17 protein-coding genes and 3 tRNA genes are annotated in these 19,987 nt (G+C 72.5%); 11 read left to right on the top strand and 9 right to left on the bottom strand.

Features of this window, described 5'->3' with window-relative positions; genetic code table 11:
- Nucleotides 1–321: 321 nt before the first annotated feature.
- The 7 genes from ACIRPX_RS05785 (at nucleotide 322) to ACIRPX_RS05755 (ending at nucleotide 6,445) form a co-directional block, all read left to right on the top strand.
- A complete protein-coding gene (locus tag ACIRPX_RS05785; RefSeq protein WP_404188742.1) occupies nucleotides 322–1,008 on the top strand; it encodes an ANTAR domain-containing protein in 687 nt (228 codons plus the stop codon).
- A gap of 491 nt (nucleotides 1,009–1,499) precedes the next feature.
- Nucleotides 1,500–2,156, top strand: coding sequence for a hypothetical protein (locus ACIRPX_RS05780; protein ID WP_404188740.1), 657 nt, complete (start codon nucleotides 1,500–1,502; stop codon nucleotides 2,154–2,156).
- A complete protein-coding gene (locus ACIRPX_RS05775; RefSeq protein ID WP_404188737.1) occupies nucleotides 2,153–2,758 on the top strand; it encodes a toxin in 606 nt (201 codons plus the stop codon). The genes ACIRPX_RS05780 and ACIRPX_RS05775 overlap by 4 nt, the downstream gene beginning before the upstream one ends.
- Nucleotides 2,755–3,945, top strand: a complete 1,191-nt coding sequence (locus tag ACIRPX_RS05770; RefSeq protein WP_404189272.1) for a DUF6545 domain-containing protein — start codon at nucleotides 2,755–2,757, stop codon at nucleotides 3,943–3,945. Before ACIRPX_RS05775 ends, ACIRPX_RS05770 begins: the two co-directional genes overlap by 4 nt.
- Entirely contained in the window at nucleotides 3,938–5,335 is a 1,398-nt protein-coding gene (locus ACIRPX_RS05765) for an FAD-dependent oxidoreductase (protein ID WP_404188735.1), read from the top strand. Before ACIRPX_RS05770 ends, ACIRPX_RS05765 begins: the two co-directional genes overlap by 8 nt.
- A gap of 61 nt (nucleotides 5,336–5,396) precedes the next feature.
- Complete coding sequence (locus ACIRPX_RS05760; protein ID WP_404188733.1) at nucleotides 5,397–5,885, top strand: hypothetical protein; 489 nt, start codon at nucleotides 5,397–5,399, stop codon at nucleotides 5,883–5,885.
- 263 nt (nucleotides 5,886–6,148) lie between these two features.
- A complete protein-coding gene (locus tag ACIRPX_RS05755; protein WP_404188731.1) occupies nucleotides 6,149–6,445 on the top strand; it encodes a hypothetical protein in 297 nt (98 codons plus the stop codon).
- A 103-nt stretch (nucleotides 6,446–6,548) separates the two neighbouring features.
- Here ACIRPX_RS05755 and ACIRPX_RS05750 read toward each other — a convergent pair whose 3' ends face one another.
- The 6 genes from ACIRPX_RS05750 to ACIRPX_RS05725 form a co-directional block, all read right to left on the bottom strand.
- Nucleotides 6,549–7,517, bottom strand: coding sequence for a hypothetical protein (locus ACIRPX_RS05750; RefSeq protein ID WP_404188728.1), 969 nt, complete (start codon nucleotides 7,515–7,517; stop codon nucleotides 6,549–6,551).
- Between the two features lie 110 nt (nucleotides 7,518–7,627).
- Nucleotides 7,628–8,179: a hypothetical protein gene (locus ACIRPX_RS05745; protein ID WP_404188726.1), complete on the bottom strand. Its 552-nt coding sequence runs from the start codon at nucleotides 8,177–8,179 to the stop codon at nucleotides 7,628–7,630.
- A 216-nt stretch (nucleotides 8,180–8,395) separates the two neighbouring features.
- Nucleotides 8,396–8,779 (bottom strand): hypothetical protein, encoded by a 384-nt coding sequence (locus ACIRPX_RS05740; protein WP_404188723.1) that lies wholly within the window; start codon nucleotides 8,777–8,779, stop codon nucleotides 8,396–8,398.
- 266 nt (nucleotides 8,780–9,045) lie between these two features.
- Nucleotides 9,046–9,122 (bottom strand) — tRNA-Ile (locus ACIRPX_RS05735).
- 179 nt (nucleotides 9,123–9,301) lie between these two features.
- Nucleotides 9,302–9,374: transfer RNA gene (locus ACIRPX_RS05730), tRNA-Asn, on the bottom strand.
- Between the two features lie 5 nt (nucleotides 9,375–9,379).
- A tRNA-Asn gene (locus ACIRPX_RS05725) sits at nucleotides 9,380–9,452 on the bottom strand.
- Between the two features lie 157 nt (nucleotides 9,453–9,609).
- Here ACIRPX_RS05725 and ACIRPX_RS05720 point away from each other — a divergent pair.
- The 4 genes from ACIRPX_RS05720 to ACIRPX_RS05705 all read left to right on the top strand — a co-directional run bounded on the left by ACIRPX_RS05720 (nucleotide 9,610) and on the right by ACIRPX_RS05705 (nucleotide 15,263).
- Nucleotides 9,610–9,915 carry a YtxH domain-containing protein gene (locus ACIRPX_RS05720; RefSeq protein ID WP_404188720.1) on the top strand — a complete coding sequence of 102 codons (306 nt, stop codon included), beginning with the start codon at nucleotides 9,610–9,612 and terminating at the stop codon, nucleotides 9,913–9,915.
- Between the two features lie 110 nt (nucleotides 9,916–10,025).
- Entirely contained in the window at nucleotides 10,026–11,483 is a 1,458-nt protein-coding gene (locus tag ACIRPX_RS05715; RefSeq protein ID WP_404188717.1) for an FGGY family carbohydrate kinase, read from the top strand.
- A gap of 115 nt (nucleotides 11,484–11,598) precedes the next feature.
- Nucleotides 11,599–13,332 (top strand): ABC transporter ATP-binding protein, encoded by a 1,734-nt coding sequence (locus ACIRPX_RS05710; RefSeq protein WP_404188714.1) that lies wholly within the window; start codon nucleotides 11,599–11,601, stop codon nucleotides 13,330–13,332.
- On the top strand, nucleotides 13,332–15,263 hold the full coding sequence (locus tag ACIRPX_RS05705; RefSeq protein WP_404188711.1) for an ABC transporter ATP-binding protein: 1,932 nt from the start codon (nucleotides 13,332–13,334) through the stop codon (nucleotides 15,261–15,263). Before ACIRPX_RS05710 ends, ACIRPX_RS05705 begins: the two co-directional genes overlap by 1 nt.
- 53 nt (nucleotides 15,264–15,316) lie before the next feature.
- Here ACIRPX_RS05705 and ACIRPX_RS05700 read toward each other — a convergent pair whose 3' ends face one another.
- From ACIRPX_RS05700 to ACIRPX_RS05690, 3 genes are all read right to left on the bottom strand, one after another.
- The gene (locus ACIRPX_RS05700) at nucleotides 15,317–16,618 is read right to left on the bottom strand and encodes a sigma-70 family RNA polymerase sigma factor (RefSeq protein ID WP_404188708.1); all 1,302 of its coding nucleotides are present in this window, start codon (nucleotides 16,616–16,618) and stop codon (nucleotides 15,317–15,319) included.
- Nucleotides 16,619–16,721: 103 nt separating this feature from the next.
- A complete protein-coding gene (gene dnaG / locus ACIRPX_RS05695; RefSeq protein ID WP_404188705.1) occupies nucleotides 16,722–18,626 on the bottom strand; it encodes a DNA primase in 1,905 nt (634 codons plus the stop codon).
- Between the two features lie 52 nt (nucleotides 18,627–18,678).
- Complete coding sequence (locus tag ACIRPX_RS05690) at nucleotides 18,679–19,944, bottom strand: NAD(P)/FAD-dependent oxidoreductase (RefSeq protein WP_404188702.1); 1,266 nt, start codon at nucleotides 19,942–19,944, stop codon at nucleotides 18,679–18,681.
- Nucleotides 19,945–19,987: the final 43 nt, after the last annotated feature.

The following is a 19,987-nucleotide window of genomic DNA, read 5'->3' as shown; positions in this document are numbered from 1 at the left end:
GCGGTCAGCGGGCGGCCCGGCGGCGGACCGCGGTGCCGCCGGGCCCGGTGTGCACGCGGACGAGGCCCGCGACGAGGTCGGCCACGAGCGGCCCGCGTCCGCCGCGGGCCCCGGGGAGCGGCCGGCCTTCCGTGTCCGGGTTTACCGGGCGAAGACCCGGGCACTGCGAAGGGAAGCACCGCCGGGTCCCCGCGGAGCCGGGTCCACGGTGACTCTCCGGCCGGCAGCCGGCGGCGGCAGGGCACGCGACGTCACGAGGGCGGGCAATCGGAAGGACGTCACGCACGTGAAGGACGCAGTCGGGGACCATCGAGGCGGGACATGACCTCAGCGACGCACACACCGCTCACGAAGCGGCTGACCGTCCTGGCCATCGACGGCCGCGTGGACGCGGGCCGGGCCGTGCTGACGCCCCGCGGGGAACTCGTCGACGGGTGCGCGGACACACTGTCCAGAACGCTGAAGGACCTGCCGGCGGACACCAGCCGCCTCGACATGGACATGGGCAGGGTCGTCTTCATGGACACCGCGGGCCTGCAGTTCCTGGACCTGCTGGGCTCCTACGGCCACCGGCACCGGATACCGGTGCGGACCGCGCACTGGAACGGCCAGCCGCGCCGCATCCTGGAGCTCGCCGGCCTCGACACCACGGACCCCCTGCACCGCACGGCGCCCGCGGCCGCCCGGGAATCCGGCACCCCCGCCGCCTCGGCGGTCGCCCTGGAGCGCGAGGAACAGCTGGCCTCGCTGCGGGAGGAGGTGCGTCAGCTGCGCCGGGCGATCTCCTCCCGCCCGGTCATCGACCAGGCGCGCGGCGTCCTGATGGCCACCCACTCCTGCACGTCGGACCAGGCGTGGAACATCCTGCGCGAGGCATCCCAGCTCTCCAACACCAAGCTGCGCACGGTCGCCGACGCGGTCACGGCCGCCGCGGGGGGCGAGGGCACGCCGCCGCCCGGGCAACTGCGTGTGGCCCTGCGCACCGCGATCGCACACTGCCTGGGCTGAGCCCGCGCCGACCCGACCGGGCCGCTTCGGCACCATCGGCGAACGGCGTCTTCCGGCCACGCCCAGGGTCGTCGATCAGTACGGCAGCACCCGCCCCGACGGCGTCCTGCGGTCGATCGGGGTGTCGCGGGGCGCACTGGGCCGGCGAATGACGCGGACACGGATCTGGCGGTTCATGACGCCCTCCTCGAGCCTCTCGGCCTACTGGCTGATGTGAACCAGCCTGGTCCGCGCGGCCCTCCGGCACATCGTGCCCACGGAGGCATCCGCTCTGCCTCCGCGGCAGGAGCGGGCCCGCCGTCCGCTACTCCCCGGGGAGGAGACGCCCCCTAGGCGTCTCTCCCTCTCTTCTTCTCCTGCGATCCGGTCCCTGTAACCCCCCGACCGTTCAACGATCGTTTTTTGGCCGATAAACGATCGTTGAGAGAGGCGAAAGTGCCTCTAGGCTGCGAGGCGCCGCACGAAGCTGTCGACCCGGGCTCAGGGAACGCATGACGAAGCACATGGTGGAGCCGCCCACGCACCTCCCCGAGACCCTTCGGCGTCTCGAGGCACTCGCCGACGAGCAGGGCCTGACCCGGTCCGACGTGCTCGACCCGCGCGAACTGGCCGCCAGCACGGCCCTGTCCGAAAGCACCGTGCGCACCCTGCTGGCGGGCGGTACCACTCCGGCCGACAAGGTCAACGACCGGGTCTGCGCCCGTCTCAGGTCGCTCGCGGACGCCCATCTCGCCCGAACAGGCGGCCGGATGTCGGATCTCGCCGCCGCCGTCCGCGAGCATCTGGGTGTCTCCGAGTACTGGGCCCGTCAGGTCTGCGCCGGCAAGAAGGTGCCGAGCGTCGAATTCCTGCACGGCCTGGTGGAGTTCTTCGGTGTCGAGGGCGGCGAGGCGTTCTTCACCGCCCCGGCCCCCGACGCCCTCGAACGCGTCCTGCTGCCCGCCCTGCGGAGGTTGGAGCGCCGGTCCGAACAGCCGGACCCGGTACGGGCCCTGATGGACCGCTACGGAGTGCGGGCCGCGGACCTGCGGCGCCACGGCGCGATGACCCCGGAGCAGCTGGACCGCCTGCTGGAGGGTGTCATCCGCTCCGCGGTCCCGCACGAGGCGCCGGCGCACGAGACGCTGGAGAGGGACAGCCTGCGATGACCACCCGGGCGATGAAGTCCCTGCTCTCCGCGCTGGGCCGGGAGGCGTCGAAGTCGATCCCGCGGCCCTCGGAGCCGCGGACCGTGATGGAGGGGTTCTGCCGCGCCATGAGCGTGCGCGTCGACCGCCCCGTGCAGCTGGTGTTCCGGGCCTTCCCACCGGAGATCCCCGTGTCGGGCATGCGCCTGGACTGCGGGGACCGGTCCATCATCGTGGTCGAGGAGAGCACCGTCCCCGAGGCCCAACTGGTCATCCTGGGCCATGAGTTGTGGCACGAGGAGCAGGGTTCCTGCGAGGACCACGCGGTCGGCCCGGCGGCCGCCCGGGCCCTCGACCGCGGCCAGGCCCCCGAGATGCTGCGGCGGGCCGCCCGGCAGATCCTCGCCTCCGAGGAAGTGCCCCGCGAGGTCTGCCGTACGGTGGCGGCCCGCTCGGCCTGCGCCGACGACCACGAGGTGGACGCCGAGACCTTCGGCCTGCTGTTCGCCCGTGAGGTGCGCACCTGGATGAACGGCCGGTACGCGCAGGGACCGGTCACGCCGGCCACCGTGGAGGGCCGTATCAACCTGTCGCTGAGCAACCGCGGCGGGCGCCTGCTCTGATGGACCACTTCCACATCCCCTACGCCGTGCCGACCGCGCTGCTGGCGACGGCGCTGCTGGTCAAGCTCCCGACGTTCGTCCGCGCCTGGCGCGACCCCGACGTACGGGCCACCACCCTGCTGCTGACCTGGGCGACGGCCGTCCTGGTCGTCATCACCCCCGTCAACATCCAGCGGCTCAACGAGCTGACGGGTGTCCCCAACATCGCCTCGCCCTGGGCCTATTCGTTCCTCACCGCGTTCTGCGCCACCGGCCTGACGATGATCATCCGCTGGCGCGAGGAGCCCTCGGACCGCCGCCGGCGCCGGATGCGGCGCATCTACTGGATCTACGCCGGCGTGGTCGTCGCCCTGTGGGGGACCTTCCTGCTGGCGCACGCGCCCGAGCCGCGGATCTACGACCTGGACACCTACTACGCCGGCACCCCGTGGATGCGCGAGCACATCCTGCTCTACCTGACCGCGCACATGGTGTCGTCGCTGGTCGCCGCCTCCATGCTGTGGAAGTGGTTCCCGGAGATCGAGAACCGCTGGCTGCGCACGGGCGTCGTCCTGCTCCAACTCGGCTTCGCCTGCGGCCTGCTCTTCGACGCGGTGAAGCTCACGGCGATCGGCGCCCGCTGGTCGGGCACCGACTGGGACGTCCTCAGCACCCGGGCGGCTCCGCCCTTCGCCCTGCTGGAGGCCGCCCTGGTGGCCCTCGGATTCCTGGTGCCGCAGGTGGGCCCCTTCTTCCAGAGGTGGGTCCGCGACCAGCGTGAACACCTGCGGCTACGGCCGCTGTCGCGGGCCGTGCACGTCCTGGGGGCGTCCGCGGCACCGGCCCGCCTCGGCCTCTGGGCCCCGCTGGACCTGCGCCTGATGCAGCGCCGCCAGCGTATCCACGACGCGCTGCGCCTGCTCAACCCGCACTTCGACCAGGGCCTCTACCGGCGCGCCTACGAGGCCGCGCTGCGCGAGCACGACGAGGTGAGGGCGCGCGGTACCGCCGGTGCCGTCGCGGTTCTCGCCGCCGTCGACGCCCGGCGGGCGGGAGCGCCGGGCGCGACCGGCGCCGGCTCCGCACCGACCGGCACGCTGGTGACCGGCGACCTCGAGTCCGTCTCCCGGGCGCTGCGCCGCCCGCACACCGTCGACGCCCTCCGGCGACGGCTGAACAGCACAGAAAGCACGAGCACCCATGCCTGACAGCCCCACCGCCCGCCGGCCCCGTGCCGTCGTCGTCGGCGGCAGCATCTCCGGCCTGTTCGCGGCGGCGGCGCTCGCCGAGTTCGCCGACGTCACCGTCGTCGAGCGCGACACGCTTCCCGAGGGGCCCGAGCCCCGCCGCGGCGTCCCCCAGGCCCGGCACGCGCACCTCGTGTGGACCGGCGGGGTAACCGCGTTCGACGAACTGCTGCCCGGCCTCGTGCGGGAGATCGTCGACGCCGGCGCCCATCTGCCGCACATCATGGGCGACATGGTCTCCCGGGCCCCCAACGAGGTCTGGTTCCGCCGCTTCACCTCCACCGAGCACCGCATCCTGGTGTGCTCGCGCGATCTGCTCGACGCGGTGGTCCGGGCCCGCGTCCTCGGCGACGACCGCATCACGCTCCGCGGGAGCACCACCGCCCTGTCCCTGGAGGGCGACGCCGCCCGGGTCCGCGGCGTCCGGGTCCGCACCGGCGACGAGGACCTCACGCTCGCCGCGGACCTCGTCGTGGACGCCTCCGGCCGCGGTTCCCAGGCCCCGCGCTGGCTGACCGAACTCGGCCTGCCCCAGGTCACCGAGCGCGAGGTCAACGCCGGGGTCGCCTACGCCACCCGCCTCTACCGGGCCCCGGGCCGGGCGGCCGGCGCCTTCCCGATCGTCAACGTCCAGGCCAACCCGGCGAAGGCGCCGGGACGGGGCGGCATCATCCTGCCCGTCGAGGACGGCCGCTGGATCGTCACCCTCTCCGGCACCCGCGGCGGCGAACCCGGCGCCGACGCCGACGCCTTCGCGGACTTCGCCCTCACCCTCGGCGACCCCGTGATCGGCGAACTGATCAAGGACGCCGAGCCGCTCGGCGGCGTCGCCACCACCCGCAGCACCGCCAACCGCCGCCGCTACTACGAGAAGATGCGGCCCTGGCCCGACGGCTTCACGGTCCTCGGCGACGCGATCGCCGGCTACAACCCGGTCTACGGCCACGGTGTCACCGTCGCCGCCCAGTGCGCGCTCGCCGTCCGCGCCGTCCTGCGCTCCACCGCGCTCACCGCCCCCGGCACCGCCCGCCGCCTGCAGCGTGCCGCGGCCCGCCCGGTCGGTGCCGCCTGGAACCTCGCCGTCGGCCAGGACGTGTTCTATCCGGGTGCCGCGACCGCGCCCCCGACCGCGGTGGAACGCGGCCTGGCCCGGTTCATCGACCGCGCGGTCGCCACCGGCGCCCGCAGCCCCCGCGCGCTGGGCGCCCTGCTGGACGTCATGAGCCTGTCGAAGCCGGCGCCCCGCCTCTTCTCGCCGGACATGCTGATCCCCCTGCTCCTCGGCCCGCGCACCCCGCACCTCCAGGACCCGCCGCTGACCGACGAGGAACGCCGTTCGACCGCCCCCTGACCGGCTTTGCGTCCGTGCCGGGGGTTGCCGGGGACCGGCCGCCGGGGCGCACACTGGAGCCATGCCCAGACGCCCGCCCCCGGGCACCGTCCCGTGGCACCGTGCCCTGCGGACGCTCGCGCGCCTGCATCACCACCCGGCACCGGCCCGCCCCTCGCGCCCGGCCCAGCTGCACGGCCTGCTCACGGTCCTGGACGAGGCGGTGAGCGCGCAGACGCCGGCCGACGCGGCGGTGGCGGCCTGCGGCGAACCGGGACCGGTCTCCCGCCAGACGGCGCGCTCCTGCGGGCAGCAGAGCATCACCCTGCACCGGCTGCGCGCCCGGCTGCAGGACCTGCACCTGACCGAGCCGGACCTGGTGGCGGTCCAGGCGCACGCGGCCCGGCTGCTGGCCTTCGACCTGTGGATGCTGCGCGAGTCCCTCAACCTGGCCTTCACCCTCCACCCCACCCCGCGCACCGAGGCCGCCCGGCTGCGCCTCAACGGCCTGGGCCGCCATGCCGACGACCTGCGGCGGCTGCGCGACGGCCTGCGCGCCGAAACGGCGTAACTCGCCGCGCGCACAGGCCACCCGGGTGCCACACCCCGCCCAACGGCCGTCCGCGCCACGGCTTTCCCTCAACTCCGGCTGCCCGCAGGTCCGTTGCCGAGCGCCCCGGCCCGCCCGCGGACGCTCCGCCCGGCGAACCCCGCCGACGTCCCTGATGAACACCGGCGCGCCCTGGGGTTATTTGGGGTGTTTGTCACTAATCTCCGGTGGCTGTAAGGAGTCGATCCTTCACGTCTCGCATCTGCCTCTTCACCGGAGATGACATGCACAAGCTCCACAAGGCCGCCGTCCTGCTCGCCGCCCTCGGCAGCGTCGGCATCCTGGCCGCCGGCACCGCACACGCCGACGGCACGGGCCAGGGCGGCGGCGTCGGCGCCGGCGGCCGGCTCAGCGTCCAGCAGAGCACCACCTGCCGGTCCCACGACCTGAACATCGACGTCCTCGGCACGGTCGGGCTGCTCGACGGCGTGCTCGGCAACGGCCTCAACGGCGAGGGCGACCCGGCGGCCCAGAACGCCCAGCTCGGCTCGAAGATGGGCTGCGACAACCGGGCCTTCTGACCGGGGCCCGGCACGTCACCGGATGACACAGGCGGTCGGCCACGGGGCCGGCCGCCTGTCGGGCGCTCGGCACGCGGCGGCCCGTTGCCGGGCCCGGCCGCGGTCAGCCCGCTGACGGGGGCAGCCGGGTGAGGGTCGTCCCGTACGTCCCGCACGGCGAGCCGGCCCCGGTGGACGTGGGAGACAGGGGGGCGGTGCCGCCCGTACAGGTGTGGTGGTCGGGGACGAAGGCCGCGCTGGGCTTCTCGCGGAGGACACGGGTGCCGGCCACCCGGAGCGCGAGCTCGCCGGGGCGGCGCACGGCCGGACCGTGGTAGCCGATCGCGCCGTGCGCGATCCGGTAGTGCGCCGTGACGGCGCCGGTGGCACGCAGCTCCACGGACCGGCCGTGGAGCGTCCCCGTCTCCCGGGCCCCGCTGCCGTGGCCGACGACCAGGGCGCGGTCGGGCCGGAACGTGTACGTGCGGCCCTCGCCGGTCAACCACACCGGCCCCGCTTCGAGCGTCAGGCGCTGCCGGGCCGAGGACACCCGCCGACCGCCGAGGAGGCACGGGTCGTTCTTCCGGCCGGACGAGCCGGACGAGCCGGAGGAGCCGGAGGAGCCGGAGGAGCCGGAGGAGCCGGCCGGCCCGGAGGGTCCGGGCGCCGTGGAGGCGCCCTGTCCGTCCGGCAGCGGACGTGCGGCCGCCGCGGGCGCCGGCGGCCGCCAGAGGCGGTAGTCGTACGGGACCGCGGCGACCGCCGCCGCGAGGGGAAGCGCCGCCGGCGGACCGAGCGCCGCCGGCACGAGCACGGGGTGGCGCGGGACGTCCCGCACGGCACGCACGGCGCCGCCCCCCTGCCGCCGCCGGCGTACCAGGTACGGCCGGACCGCGGCACCGAGCACGCCCGCGGGCAGCGCGGCGACCGCACCCCAGGCGACGGCCTCGTGCAGATGAAGGACCGCATAGGCATCGGGCCGGAACGCGCCCGGGCCGCAGGCGCCCGAAGCGGCGTCGGTCACGGCGACGCACAGGAGGGTCCCCCGGCTGACGTAGTGGCCCAGCGTGCCGAGGACCGCGGCGACGGTCACGGCCGAACCGCAGGTCGGTTCCGGCCCGCGGGAACGGTCCCGCCGTCGCGCCGGGACCGGGCCGGACCGCGCGGGCGCAGGCGGTGGGCCGGCGGCCCCGGTGTCTGCGGTCACCCGGGTGTCTGCCCGGCCGGCCCGTCGCCCACCACCGCCGCGGCCATGAGTTCGGCCCTGTCCTGAGGCATGCCGCCGTGGCGTACGAGCGTGTGCGCGACGATGCGCCGTACCTCGCGCCACTGCTCGGGGGCGAGGCGGGCCGCCGCGGCCGCTTCGCCCGTCGAACGGGCACCCGGCGCTTCCTCCCCGGCACGGGGCTCGGCCGCCGGACGGGTGAAGAGGCCGCGGACCAGCCCGCGCGACGCGCCGACCGCCTTCTCCCCCAGATACGCCCCCACGGCGGACGCCGCGGCCAGCAGGACCGGCGTCAGCAGTTCCTGGGCACCCGGCGTGCCGAACCGCAGGAGCCCGCCTGCCTCCGACCCGCGGCCGGGCGCCAGCGCCCGCTCCGGATCACTGAAGTACGCCGCGCACAGCATGACGAACGCCCGGCGTTCGGCCGCGACCTGTTCCGGCGCCACGGAGGCGGCCCGGTCGAGCATGCCCCGTGCGGCTTCCACCACGTCCACCGCTCCGGAGTCGTACACATGACGCGATGTCTTCACGCCGCCCCCTGACCCGAGTTGCCGCGGGGCCGGGCAGCGGTCCCCGGCCCGGATCGCCTGCTCGCCCCTGGAGCAGCCGACCTTAGGGGCGAGGCGACACAGGGCCGGAGGAACTCAAAAAACGGCGATGCCCCATATCGGGATGATGTATGGGCCTTCGGCGCGCCGCGGGCCGCGGGCGGTGGTGCGCGGCGGGAAGCCCACGACCAGGCGGTTTCACTTCCTCGTGGGTGCCGCGACCAGGAGAAGAAGGACGGTGCCGCCCGCGGTCACCAGGACGTCCCGCGCCGCGTGGACCATCAGGCTGGACCGCTTTTTCACCGCCCAGTGCGACCCCGCGTAAAGAGGCACATCCGTCACGAGTTCCTCGTCGTATGCGAAGGAAAGACCTTCTATCTCACCGGCACCCCGCCGCCCGCCCGGCAGCCGCCACCGACCCGTGCAGGAACCGAGCTGTGTGCAGTGCACCTGGCCCAGCGTCTTCGCGGGATCGCCCGCCACGAACCGGTGGACGTCCCTCGCCGCGAACACCGTGGGGACGGCGAGGGCGCACAGGAAGACGAGCGACACGGCACCGCGCCAGGTCTTCAGGGCTCTCATCGGGACGGCACCCCACCGCCGACCGCCCATGCCCGACTCCCCTTCCGTCCCGTCCGCGGGTGACCCTCGACACGCCGAGGGTCGCACGGAAGGGCGGTGTGACGGGAGGGGCGGACTGCCGGGCCTGGTCCATGGCCGCACCCACGCCCACCGCTCGTACGGGGTCGTGCCGGCGGCCATGTGGGGTGTACGCGCGGGCAGTTGCCGCCGACCGGGCAAGGGCGTGACGTTTGCTCAGGTCAGATCGATTCTGCTCGCGTGGCGCGTGGTGGGGCGGGTGGGACTCGAACCCACGGCCGACGGATTATGAGTCCGCTGCTCTAACCGGCTGAGCTACCGCCCCATAGCGGCGTGTCGCGCACATTTGTGCGCGCCGTCTGCCGCAGCATAGCCGCTCATACGATCTCCTGCTTCGTATGGTCGACTTCGCCTGCCCTTGAGGACTCCGCCGTGACCTGCACGGTTCCCGGGCGCGAGGGCCGGACATGAAAAAGGACCCCGGAGGGGTCCTCGTTCAGCATGCTCCCCCGACTGGACTCGAACCAGTAACCTGCCGGTTAACAGCCGGCTGCTCTGCCAATTGAGCTACGGAGGACCGAGCTCCCCCGACTGGACTCGAACCAGTAACCTGCCGGTTAACAGCCGGCTGCTCTGCCAATTGAGCTACGGAGGAATGCCTCGTTGCATCGAACGTACCTACCTGGGTATTCGCCAGGGGGCGGGCGCTCGCTGCGACACATACATTAGCGCAAGCAGGGGGGTGCTCCGCCAATCGGTTCCCCCGGCACCGACACCGCGCCAGAGACCTGCACGAGGAGAGGGTGGCCGCCATGCGCTACAAGCTGACGTTCGTCGTCGGACTGGCCCTTGGTTACGTACTGGGCACGCGCGCCGGGCGCGAGCGCTACGAGCAGCTGAAGAAGTCGGCACGTCAGGTCGCGCAGAACCCCGCGGTCCGCAACACCGCGGAGTCGGCGGCGCAGCAGGGGCGCGAGTTCGCGGGCAAGGCGTACCACGTGGTGAGCGACAAGGTCGGGGACCGCGTGCCGGAATCGGTGGCCCAGCGGGTGCGCTCGCTGCGCGAGCGCGGCGGCGACGGCGCGGCGCAGGACGACTGGGGCACCAGCAACACCTAGGGGTGCACCCGGCCCTGGACGGGCCGTCCGCGGCACATGGTTTCTCCTCGGCTGCGAGGGGCCTGTGACGCCCCGCGCCCGCACGCCGCACGGCCCATAGAATTTTCGTCATGGGGATAGTCGCCGGGCTGGACAGTGCGCCCGATTTCACTCGTATCGTCGTCTGCGATTCGGACACGGGTGCCGTGCTCAGGCAGGGGTACGCCCCGCACCCGGTCGAGGGCGCGGACGGCGGGGGCGCCCGGCCCTCGGACGTCGACCCGCAGGCCTGGCTGCTGTCCCTGGGTGAGGCGGCCGGCGGCGGACTTCTCGAAGGCGTGCAGGCCATCGGCGTGTCGGCGCAGGCGAACGCGCTCGTGCCGCTCGACTCCCAGGGCGGCACGGTGCGGCCCGCGATCGTCGGCGGGGACAAGCGGGCGCAGGTCGCGGCGGCCGATCTGATCGACGCGCTCGGCGGGCGCGAGGCGTGGGCGCAGGCGGTGGGGAGCGTGCCGCAGGCCGCGCAGCCGGTGACCAAGCTGCGCTGGCTGGCGAAGAGCGAGCCCGACGCCGCCCTGCGCACCGCGATCCTGATGCAGGCCCACGACTGGCTGGTGTGGCAGCTGCTGGGGCGGCCGGTGCGCCGGACCACCGACCGGGGCGGCGCCTCCGGAACCGGGTACTGGTCGGCGGCCACCGGTTCCTACCGGACCGACCTGGTCGAGCTGGCGCTCGGCCACCAGGTCATGCTGCCCGAGGTGATCGGCCCGGCCGAGGCGGCCGGTACGACGCCCGAGGGGCTGCTGATCTCGGCGGGGACGGGCGAGACCATGGCCGCCGCGTTCGGGCTGGGTATCGGGCTCGGTGACGCGGTGGTGTCGCTCGGCGCCTCCGGGTCCGTCATGGCGGTGCACCCCGAGGCGCTCTTCGACAGCAGCGGGATGATCACCTCCCTCGCCGACGCGACCGGTATGCATCTGCCCGTCGTCACCACGCTGAACGCCGTACGGGCCCTGCGCGGGACGGCCGAACTGCTCGGGCTGCCCGACCTGGAGAGCCTGTCCGACCTGGCGCTGAAGTCGACGCCCGGCTCGCACGGACTCGTCCTTCTTCCGTATCTGGAGGGCGAGCGGACGCCGAGCCTGCCGCACACCGCGGGCACGCTCGCCGGGCTGCGGCGGGAGTCGATGAAGGCGGAGCACCTGGCGCGGGCGGCGTTCGAGGGCATGCTGTGCGGGCTCGCGGACGCGCTGGACGTGCTGCGCGGCCGGGGTGTCGAGGTGCGGCGGATCTTCCTGCTGGGGGCGGCCGCCGAGCTGCCCGCCGTGCAGGCGGTGGCGCCGATGCTGTTCGGGGCGCAGGTCGTGGTGGTGCAGCCCGCGGACTACGCGGCCATCGGCGCCGCCCGGCAGGCGGCCTGGGCGCTCGGCGCCTCGCAGGGCACCCTCGATCCGCGCAATCCGCCGGCCTGGCAGGGCGCCGCGGCACAGGTCCTCGAACCGGGCGACGAGCTGGCGGTGGGTCAGGCGGTGCGGCAGCAGTACGTCTCCGTGAGGGACCAGACACACCCCGGAGCTTTCCGCCCGTAAGACGGTAAAGCGCACTGCTGTCGGCTTAATCGGTTGAGGTAACGCGGGTGGAGTGTCCGACGATAGGAGCCTCGGGCATCAAGCCCGCCCCATCGCCGACTCCGAGAGACGTAGCGTGCTCATACGACTACTGCGGACCTATCTGAGGCCCTACAAGAAACCCATCGCCCTGCTGGTGCTGCTGCAGTTCCTGCAGACCTGCGCCACCCTGTACCTGCCCACGCTGAACGCGCACATCATCGACAACGGCGTCGTGAAGGGTGACACCGGCTACATCCTCTCCTTCGGCGCCCTGATGATCGGCATCTCGCTGGCGCAGGTCGTGTGCAACATCGGTGCCGTCTACTTCGGCGCCCGGACCGCCGCGGCGCTCGGCCGGGACGTCCGGGCCGCCGTCTTCGACCGGGTGCAGTCCTTCTCCTCGCGGGAGGTCGGCCACTTCGGCGCGCCCTCGCTGATCACCCGTACCACCAACGACGTGCAGCAGGTCCAGATGCTGGCCCTGATGACGTTCACGCTCATGGTGTCCGCGCCGATCATGTGCGTGGGCGGCATCGTGCTGGCGCTCGGCCTGGACGTGCCGCTGTCCGCGGTGCTGGTCGCGGTGGTGCCGACCCTGGGCATCTGCGTGACGCTCATCGTGCGCCGGCTGCGCCCGCTGTTCCGGTCCATGCAGACCCGGCTGGACACGGTCAACCGGGTGCTGCGCGAGCAGATCACCGGCAACCGCGTCATCCGCGCCTTCGTCCGGGACGAGTACGAGAAGGACCGGTTCCGGAAGTCCAACGCCGATCTCACCGAGATGTCGCTGAAGACCGGCAACATGCTCGCGCTGATGTTCCCGATCGTGATGACGGTGGTGAACCTGTCGTCGATCGCGGTGGTGTGGTTCGGCGCGCACCGCATCGACAGCGGCGGGATGCAGATCGGCGACCTGACCGCCTTCCTCGCCTACCTGATGCAGATCGTCATGTCCGTGATGATGGCCACCTTCATGTTCATGATGGTGCCGCGCGCGGAGGTGTGCGCCGAGCGGATCCAGGAGGTCCTGGGGACCTCCTCCAGCGTGGTGCCGCCGGTGGCGCCGGTCACGGAGCTGCGCCGGCACGGGCACCTGGAGGTCCGGGGGGCCGGGTTCCGCTATCCCGGCGCCGAGGAGCCCGTGCTCAGGGCGATCGACCTGGTGGCCCGGCCCGGCGAGGTGACCGCCGTGATCGGCTCGACCGGCAGCGGCAAGTCCACGCTGCTCGGACTGGTCCCCCGGCTGTTCGACGCGACCGACGGCGAGGTCCTGGTCGACGGCACGGACGTGGCCTCCCTCGAACCGAAGCTGCTGGCCAGGACGGTCGGCCTCGTACCGCAGAAGCCGTACCTGTTCGCGGGCACGGTGGCGACCAATCTGCGCTACGGCAATCCGGACGCCACGGACGAGGAGCTGTGGCACGCGCTGGAGGTCGCGCAGGCCAAGGACTTCGTCAGCCGGCTGGAGGGCGGGCTCGACGCGCCCGTCGCGCAGGGCGGCACGAACGTCTCCGGCGGGCAGCGGCAGCGGCTCGCCATCGCCCGCACGCTCGTCCAGCGCCCGGAGATCTACCTCTTCGACGACTCCTTCTCCGCCCTCGACTACGCCACCGACGCTGCGCTGCGGGCGGCGCTCGCCGAGGAGACCGCGGAGGCGACCGTGGTGATCGTCGCCCAGCGGGTGGCGACCATCCGGGACGCCGACCGGATCGTGGTCCTCGACGAGGGCCGGGTCGTCGGCACGGGCCGCCATCACGAGCTGATGGCCGACAACGAGACGTACCGGGAGATCGTGCTCTCCCAGCTGACGGAAGCGGAGGCTGCCTGATGGCCGGGCCGATGGCGCGGATGATGGGCCAGGGCGGCGGTCCCGACAACCGCTCGATGGACTTCAAGGTGTCGGGCAAACGCCTGATCGCCCAGTTCAAGCCGGAACGTCTCACCATCTGCGTGCTGCTGCTGTGCGTGGTGGTCAGCGTGGGCCTCAACGTGATCGGGCCGAAGATCCTCGGCAAGGCCACGGACCTGGTCTTCTCCGGCATCATCGGGCGGCAGATGCCGGCCGGTGCGAGCAAGGAGCAGGTCCTCGACTCGATGCGGGCGCGCGGCCAGGGCCAGATCGCCGACATGCTGCGCGGCACCGACTTCACCCCGGGCCAGGGCATCGACTTCGACGCCGTGGGCCGCGTACTGCTGCTGGCGCTGTGCACGTTCGCCGTCGCCGGTCTGCTGATGGCGGTGGCGACCCGGCTGGTCAACCGGACGGTCAACCGGACGATGTTCCGGATGCGCGAGGACGTGCAGACGAAGCTGTCGCGCCTTCCGCTGTCGTACTTCGACAAGCGGCAGCGCGGTGAGGTGCTGTCCCGGGCGACCAACGACATCGACAACATCGGGCAGACGCTGCAGCAGTCGATGGGGCAGCTGATCAACTCGCTGCTGACGATCATCGGTGTGCTCGCGGTGATGTTCTGGGTGTCGTGGCTGCTGGCGCTGGTCGCGCTGGTGACCGTGCCGCTGTCGTTCCTCGTCGCCACACGCGTGGGCAAGCGCTCGCAGCCGCACTTCGTGCAGCAGTGGCGCTCCACCGGCAAGCTCAACGCCCACGTCGAGGAGATGTACACCGGCCACACGCTGGTGAAGGTGTTCGGCCGGCAGGACGAGTCGGCGCGGCAGTTCGCCGAGCAGAACGACGCGCTGTACGAGGCCGGGTTCAAGGCGCAGTTCAACAGCGGGATCATGCAGCCGCTGATGATGTGCGTGTCGAACCTCAACTACGTGCTGGTGGCGGTCGTCGGCGGTCTGCGGGTCGCCTCGGGTGCGCTGTCCATCGGTGATGTGCAGGCCTTCATCCAGTACTCGCGGCAGTTCTCGATGCCGCTGACGCAGGTCGCGTCGATGGCGAACCTGGTGCAGTCGGGCGTCGCGTCGGCCGAGCGGATCTTCGAACTCCTGGACGCGGAGGAGCAGGAGGCGGATCCGGTCGAGGGCCGGCGGCCCGAGGAGCTGCGGGGGCGGGTGGAGCTGCAGAACATCTCCTTCCGCTACGAACCCGACAAGCCGCTGATCGAGAACCTGTCCCTGAAGGCCGAACCGGGGCACACGGTCGCGATCGTCGGCCCGACGGGCGCCGGCAAGACCACCCTGGTGAACCTGCTCATGCGGTTCTACGACGTCTCCGGCGGGCGGATCACCCTCGACGGCGTCGACATCGCGTCCATGTCCCGGGACGAACTGCGCTCCGGGATCGGCATGGTGCTGCAGGACACCTGGCTGTTCGGCGGCACGATCGCGGAGAACATCGCGTACGGGGCGTCCCGGGACGTCACCAGGGGCGAGATCGAGGAGGCGGCGCGGGCCGCGCACGCCGACCGGTTCGTGCGGACGCTGCCCGACGGGTACGACACCGTGATCGACGACGAGGGCACGGGGGTCAGCGCCGGCGAGAAGCAGCTCATCACCATCGCGCGGGCGTTCCTGTCCGACCCGGTGATCCTGGTGCTCGACGAGGCCACCAGCTCGGTCGACACCCGGACCGAGGTGCTGATCCAGAAGGCGATGGCCAAACTCGCGCACGGGCGTACGTCGTTCGTGATCGCGCACCGGCTGTCGACCATCCGGGACGCGGACACGATCCTCGTCATGGAGAACGGCTCGATCGTCGAGCAGGGCGCGCACGACGACCTGCTGGCCGCGGACGGGGCGTACGCGCGGCTGTACAAGGCGCAGTTCGCCCAGGCGGTGGCCGAGATCGACTAGCGGTGCCGGTCGATCGGGTGTGACGGGGGGGCCGCCGGGAGGCGGCCCCCTTCTCAGTCCAGGTATCCGCGCAGCTGGTCCGCGAAGGCGTGGTCGCGGAGCTTGTTCAGGGTCTTCGACTCGATCTGCCGTATGCGCTCCCGTGTCACTCCGAAGATGCGGCCTATCTCCTCCAGCGTGCGCGGGCGGCCGTCGGCCAGGCCGTAGCGGAGCTGGACGACCTTGCGCTCACGCTCGCCGAGCGTGGACAGCACGGCCTCCAGGTGCTCCCTGAGCAGCAGGAACGCCGCCGACTCCACCGGTGAGGTCGCGTCGCCGTCCTCGATCAGGTCGCCGAGGGCCACGTCGTCCTCCTCGCCCACGGGGGCGTGCAGGGAGACGGGTTCCTGGGCCAGCCGCAGCACCTCGCTGACCCGCTCGGGCGGCAGGTCGAGATGGGCGGCGACCTCTTCCGGGGTCGGCTCGTAGCCCCGTTCCTGCAGCATGCGGCGCTGGACGCGGACGACCCGGTTGATCAGTTCGACGACATGGACCGGGACGCGGATGGTGCGGGCCTGGTCGGCGAGGGCCCGGGACATGGCCTGGCGGATCCACCAGGTCGCGTACGTGGAGAACTTGTAGCCGCGGGCGTAGTCGAACTTCTCGACTGCCCTGATGAGGCCGAGGTTGCCCTCCTGGACCAGGTCCAGCATGGTCAGGCCGCGGCCGACGTAGCGCTTGGCCACGGAGACCACCAGGCGCAGGTTCGCCTCGATGAGGCGGCGCTTGGCCATCCGGCCCATGACCACCAGACGGTCGAGGTCGAGGGTCAACTGGCCGTCGAGACTGGGGGTGTTGCTCAGCTTCTCCTCGGCGAACAGGCCGGCCTCGACCCGGCGGGCGAGTTCGACCTCCTCGGCCGCGGTGAGCAGCGGGATCCGGCCGATCTCGCGCAGGTACTGGCGGAACAGGTCGGAGGACGGGCCGCCGGTGTCGGCGCGGACGCGCTCCACGACGGGCGGCTCCACCGGCTCGGTGGACTCGCCCTCCAGCGCCCCGGTGGGCGGTTCGGCCGGCTCGGGCGAGCCTTCCGGGTCCGCCTCGGGGTGGTGCATGACACGGGTCTGCGGGGGGACCGCGACCAGGACGTCGGTCTCGGCGTCCGGCTCCGTGTCCGTGCTGGTGTCGGTCTGGGTGAGGGTCTGGGTCTGCACGGGGGCGACCTCCAGGATGATCGCTGCAGAGGTGAGCGGCAGCGGTACGTCGGGGGCGGAGTCTGCGGCCACGCCGCTGTCCGTCCCGTACGCGATGAGCGGAACCGCGGGGTTGTGGGACCCGTGTGGGACGGATCGGCCGCGCTCCGAGGACTCAGGCACCGCACCCCAGTGTGGAGTACGACACATCGCCGCCACGAGGGGCGTGCGGTGACTTTTTGCAATCGGGCCGTGACCGCGCGGTTACCCAGGCGTTCGGCGGTGCTCAGAGCGCAGCGGCTCCGTGCTCCCGCAGCGTTTGGTCGTACTGCTGGAGTACCCACAATTCGTTCTGAACCGCAGCCAACTGCGCCGGATCTCCGCCCGCGGAGGCCCGGGCCATCTGCGACTGGACGTCGCGGATGCGGCGCTCCACGGCGCGGCGCCTGACCTGGACCAGCACCGTGCCCGCGTACACCTCGTCGACGGTGCGGCGCATGATCGGCTCGACGGCGAGCTCGGTGACCATGGCGCGTACCGCGTCGTCGGGCGCGGCCTCGCGGACCCGGACCAGGTACTCCTGGGGGTCCCGCGTGCCGTCCTCCGCGCCGCCCGCCTCCATGATCGCCAGGCGTACGGCGGCGTAGGGTGCGGCGGTGAACTCGTCGACGCCGTACGCGTCGAAGGCCGGGGAGACCAACTCCGGTTGCTGGAGGGCCAGTTTGAGCAGTTCGCGTTCGGTGGCGTAGACGGGGTTGCGGAGGTTGAGGGCGGGCCCGGCGTTCCTGGGGCGGGGGGCTGCCTCGTACGCCTGCGGGCCGCGGGCCGCCGGGGCCGGGCCGCCCTTGCCGCCGCGGTCGCGGGCCCAACGGGCCAGCTGCGCCACCCGCTTGACCACGAACTGGGTGTCGAGGATGCCGAGCAGGCCGGCCAGTTGCACGGCGACCTCGTGCTGGGCGCCGCTGTTCTTGATGCGGGCGACGATCGGGGCCGCCTCGTCCAGGGCCGCGGCCCGGCCGGCGGGGGTGTCGAGGTCGTAGCGGACGACGATCTGGCGCAGCGCGAACTCGAAGAGCGGGGTGCGGGGTTCGACCAGGTCCGTCACCGCGTCGTCGCCCTTCGCCAGACGCAGCTCACAGGGGTCCATGCCGTCCGGCGCGATCGCGATGTAGGTCTCGGCGGCGAACTTCTGGTCGTCCTCGAAGGCGCGCAGGGCCGCCTTCTGGCCGGCCGCGTCGCCGTCGAAGGTGAAGATCACCCGCGCGCTGCCGTTGTCCATCAGCAGCCGGCGCAGGATCTTGATGTGGTCGCCGCCGAAGGCCGTGCCGCAGGTGGCGATCGCCGTCGTCACGCCGGCCAGGTGGCAGGCCATGACGTCGGTGTAGCCCTCGACCACCACCGCGCGCGACGCCTTGGCGATGTCCTTCTTGGCGAGGTCGATGCCGTACAGGACCTGGGACTTCTTGTAGATCGCGGTGTCGGGGGTGTTGAGGTACTTGGGGCCGTTGTCCGCCTCGTACAGCTTGCGGGCGCCGAAGCCGACGACGTCGCCGCCGATGTCGCGGATCGGCCACATCAGCCGGCCGCGGAAGCGGTCGATGGGGCCGCGGCGGCCCTCCTGGGCGAGGCCGGAGAGGACCAGCTCCTTGTCCGTGAAGCCCTTGCCGCGCAGAAAGCGGGTGAGGTGGTCCCAGCCCTGGGGGCTGTAGCCGACGGAGAAGTGCTCGGCGGCCGCCTGGTCGAAGCCGCGCTCGGCGAGGAACGCGCGGCCGGTGTCGGCCTCGGGGCTGGTGGCCAGCTGCTCCACGTACCACTGCGCGGCGATCTTGTGGGCCTCGACCAGGCGGATGCGTTCGCCGCGCTGGTGGGAGGGGTTGTACCCGCCCTCCTCGTAGCGCAGCGTGATGCCGGCCTGCGCGGCCAGGCGCTCGACCGCCTCGGAGAAGGAGAGGTGGTCGACCTTCATCACGAACGTGATGGTGTCGCCGCCCTCCTGGCAGCCGAAGCAGTGGAAGAGTCCCTTGCCCGGGCTGACCTGGAAGGACGGCGACTTCTCGTCGTGGAACGGGCACAGGCCCTTGAGGTTGCCCCCGCCCGCGTTGCGCAGCTGGAGGTACTCGGACACCACGGCGTCGATCGGGACCGCGTCCCGTACCGCCTTCACGTCCTCGTCGTTGATCCGTCCTGCCACGTGGTGATTCTACGGGGCACAACCGACACTCCTGACGGGGACGGACCGGCGCCTAGGAGGCGAGGCCTGCGAGCGGAACGTGCGGGTCCGCCAGCGCCTCCGTGTCCACCCGTGCCTGCGAGCGGATCAGCTGCTGGACGGGGTCCTTGACGTCCCACACGTTCACGTTCATCCCGGCCAGCACCCGGCCGTCCTTGATCCAGAACGCGATGAACTCACGCTTCGCGGCGTCTCCCCGGATCACCACTTCGTCGTACGAGCCCGGGGGCGCCCAGCCGTTGTACTCCATCCCCAGGTCGTACTGGTCCGAGAAGAAATAGGGCACGCGGTCGTAGGTGACGTCCCGGCCGAGCATGGCGCGGGCGGCCGCCGGGCCACCGTTGAGGGCGTTGGCCCAGTGCTCGACGCGCAGACGGGTGCCGAACAGGGCGTGCGGGAAGGAGACGACGTCGCCGGCCGCGTAGATGTCGGGGTCGGAGGTGCGCAGCCGCTCGTCGACCACGATGCCGCCGCCGTGCTCGCGGCCGGCGATCTCCAGGCCCGCCGCCTCCGCGAGGCCGGTGCGCGGGGCCGCGCCGATCGCCGCCAGGACGTCGTGGGCGGGGTGCTCCTCGCCGTCGTCCGTGCGGGCGGCCAGCACCATGCCGTCCTGGCCCACGATCTCGGTGAGCTGCACGCCGAAGTGGAAGCGGACGCCGTGCTCGCGGTGCAGGTCGGCGAAGAGGCTGCCGAGCTCCGGGCCGAGGACGGCGTGCAGCGGGGTCTGCGCGGGCTCGACGACGGTCACCTCGGCTCCGTACTCGCGGGCCGCCGCCGCGACCTCCAGGCCGATCCAGCCGGCCCCGGCGATCACGAGGTGGCCGTTGTCCCGGCCGAGGGCGGCCAGCACGCCCTTGAGCCGCTCGGCGTGGGCGAGGCGGCGCAGGTGGTGGACGCCCGCGAGGTCGGTGCCCGGGACGTCCAGCCGGCGCGGCTCCGCTCCCGTGGCCAGCAGCAGCCTGTCGTAGCGGACCAGTGTGCCGTCCTCGCCGAAGCGGACCGTCTTCGCCGTGCGGTCGATGGCCTCGACGGTCTCGCCGAGGTGCAGTTCGATGTCGTTGCGGGCGTACCAGGCCGGTTCGTGGACGAAGACGCTGTCGCGCTCCTCCTTGCCCAGCAGGTAGCCCTTGGACAGGGGCGGGCGCTCGTAGGGGTGGTCGCGTTCGTCGCAGATCAGTATCACGCGCCCGCTGAAGCCCTCCGCCCGGAGCGTCTCGGCCGCCTTCGCGCCGGCGAGGCCGCCTCCGACGATGACGAATGTCTGATCCGCGTCGACCACTTGATGCCTCCTACGGGGTGTCTGAGGGGTGTCCCCTCGGATA

The organism is Streptomyces sp. NPDC101225 (genome assembly GCF_044767585.1).
Lineage (GTDB): Bacteria > Actinomycetota > Actinomycetes > Streptomycetales > Streptomycetaceae > Streptomyces.
The sequence above is the reverse complement of the archived record's forward strand: the minus strand, read 5'-3'. Positions and strand labels throughout refer to the sequence as shown.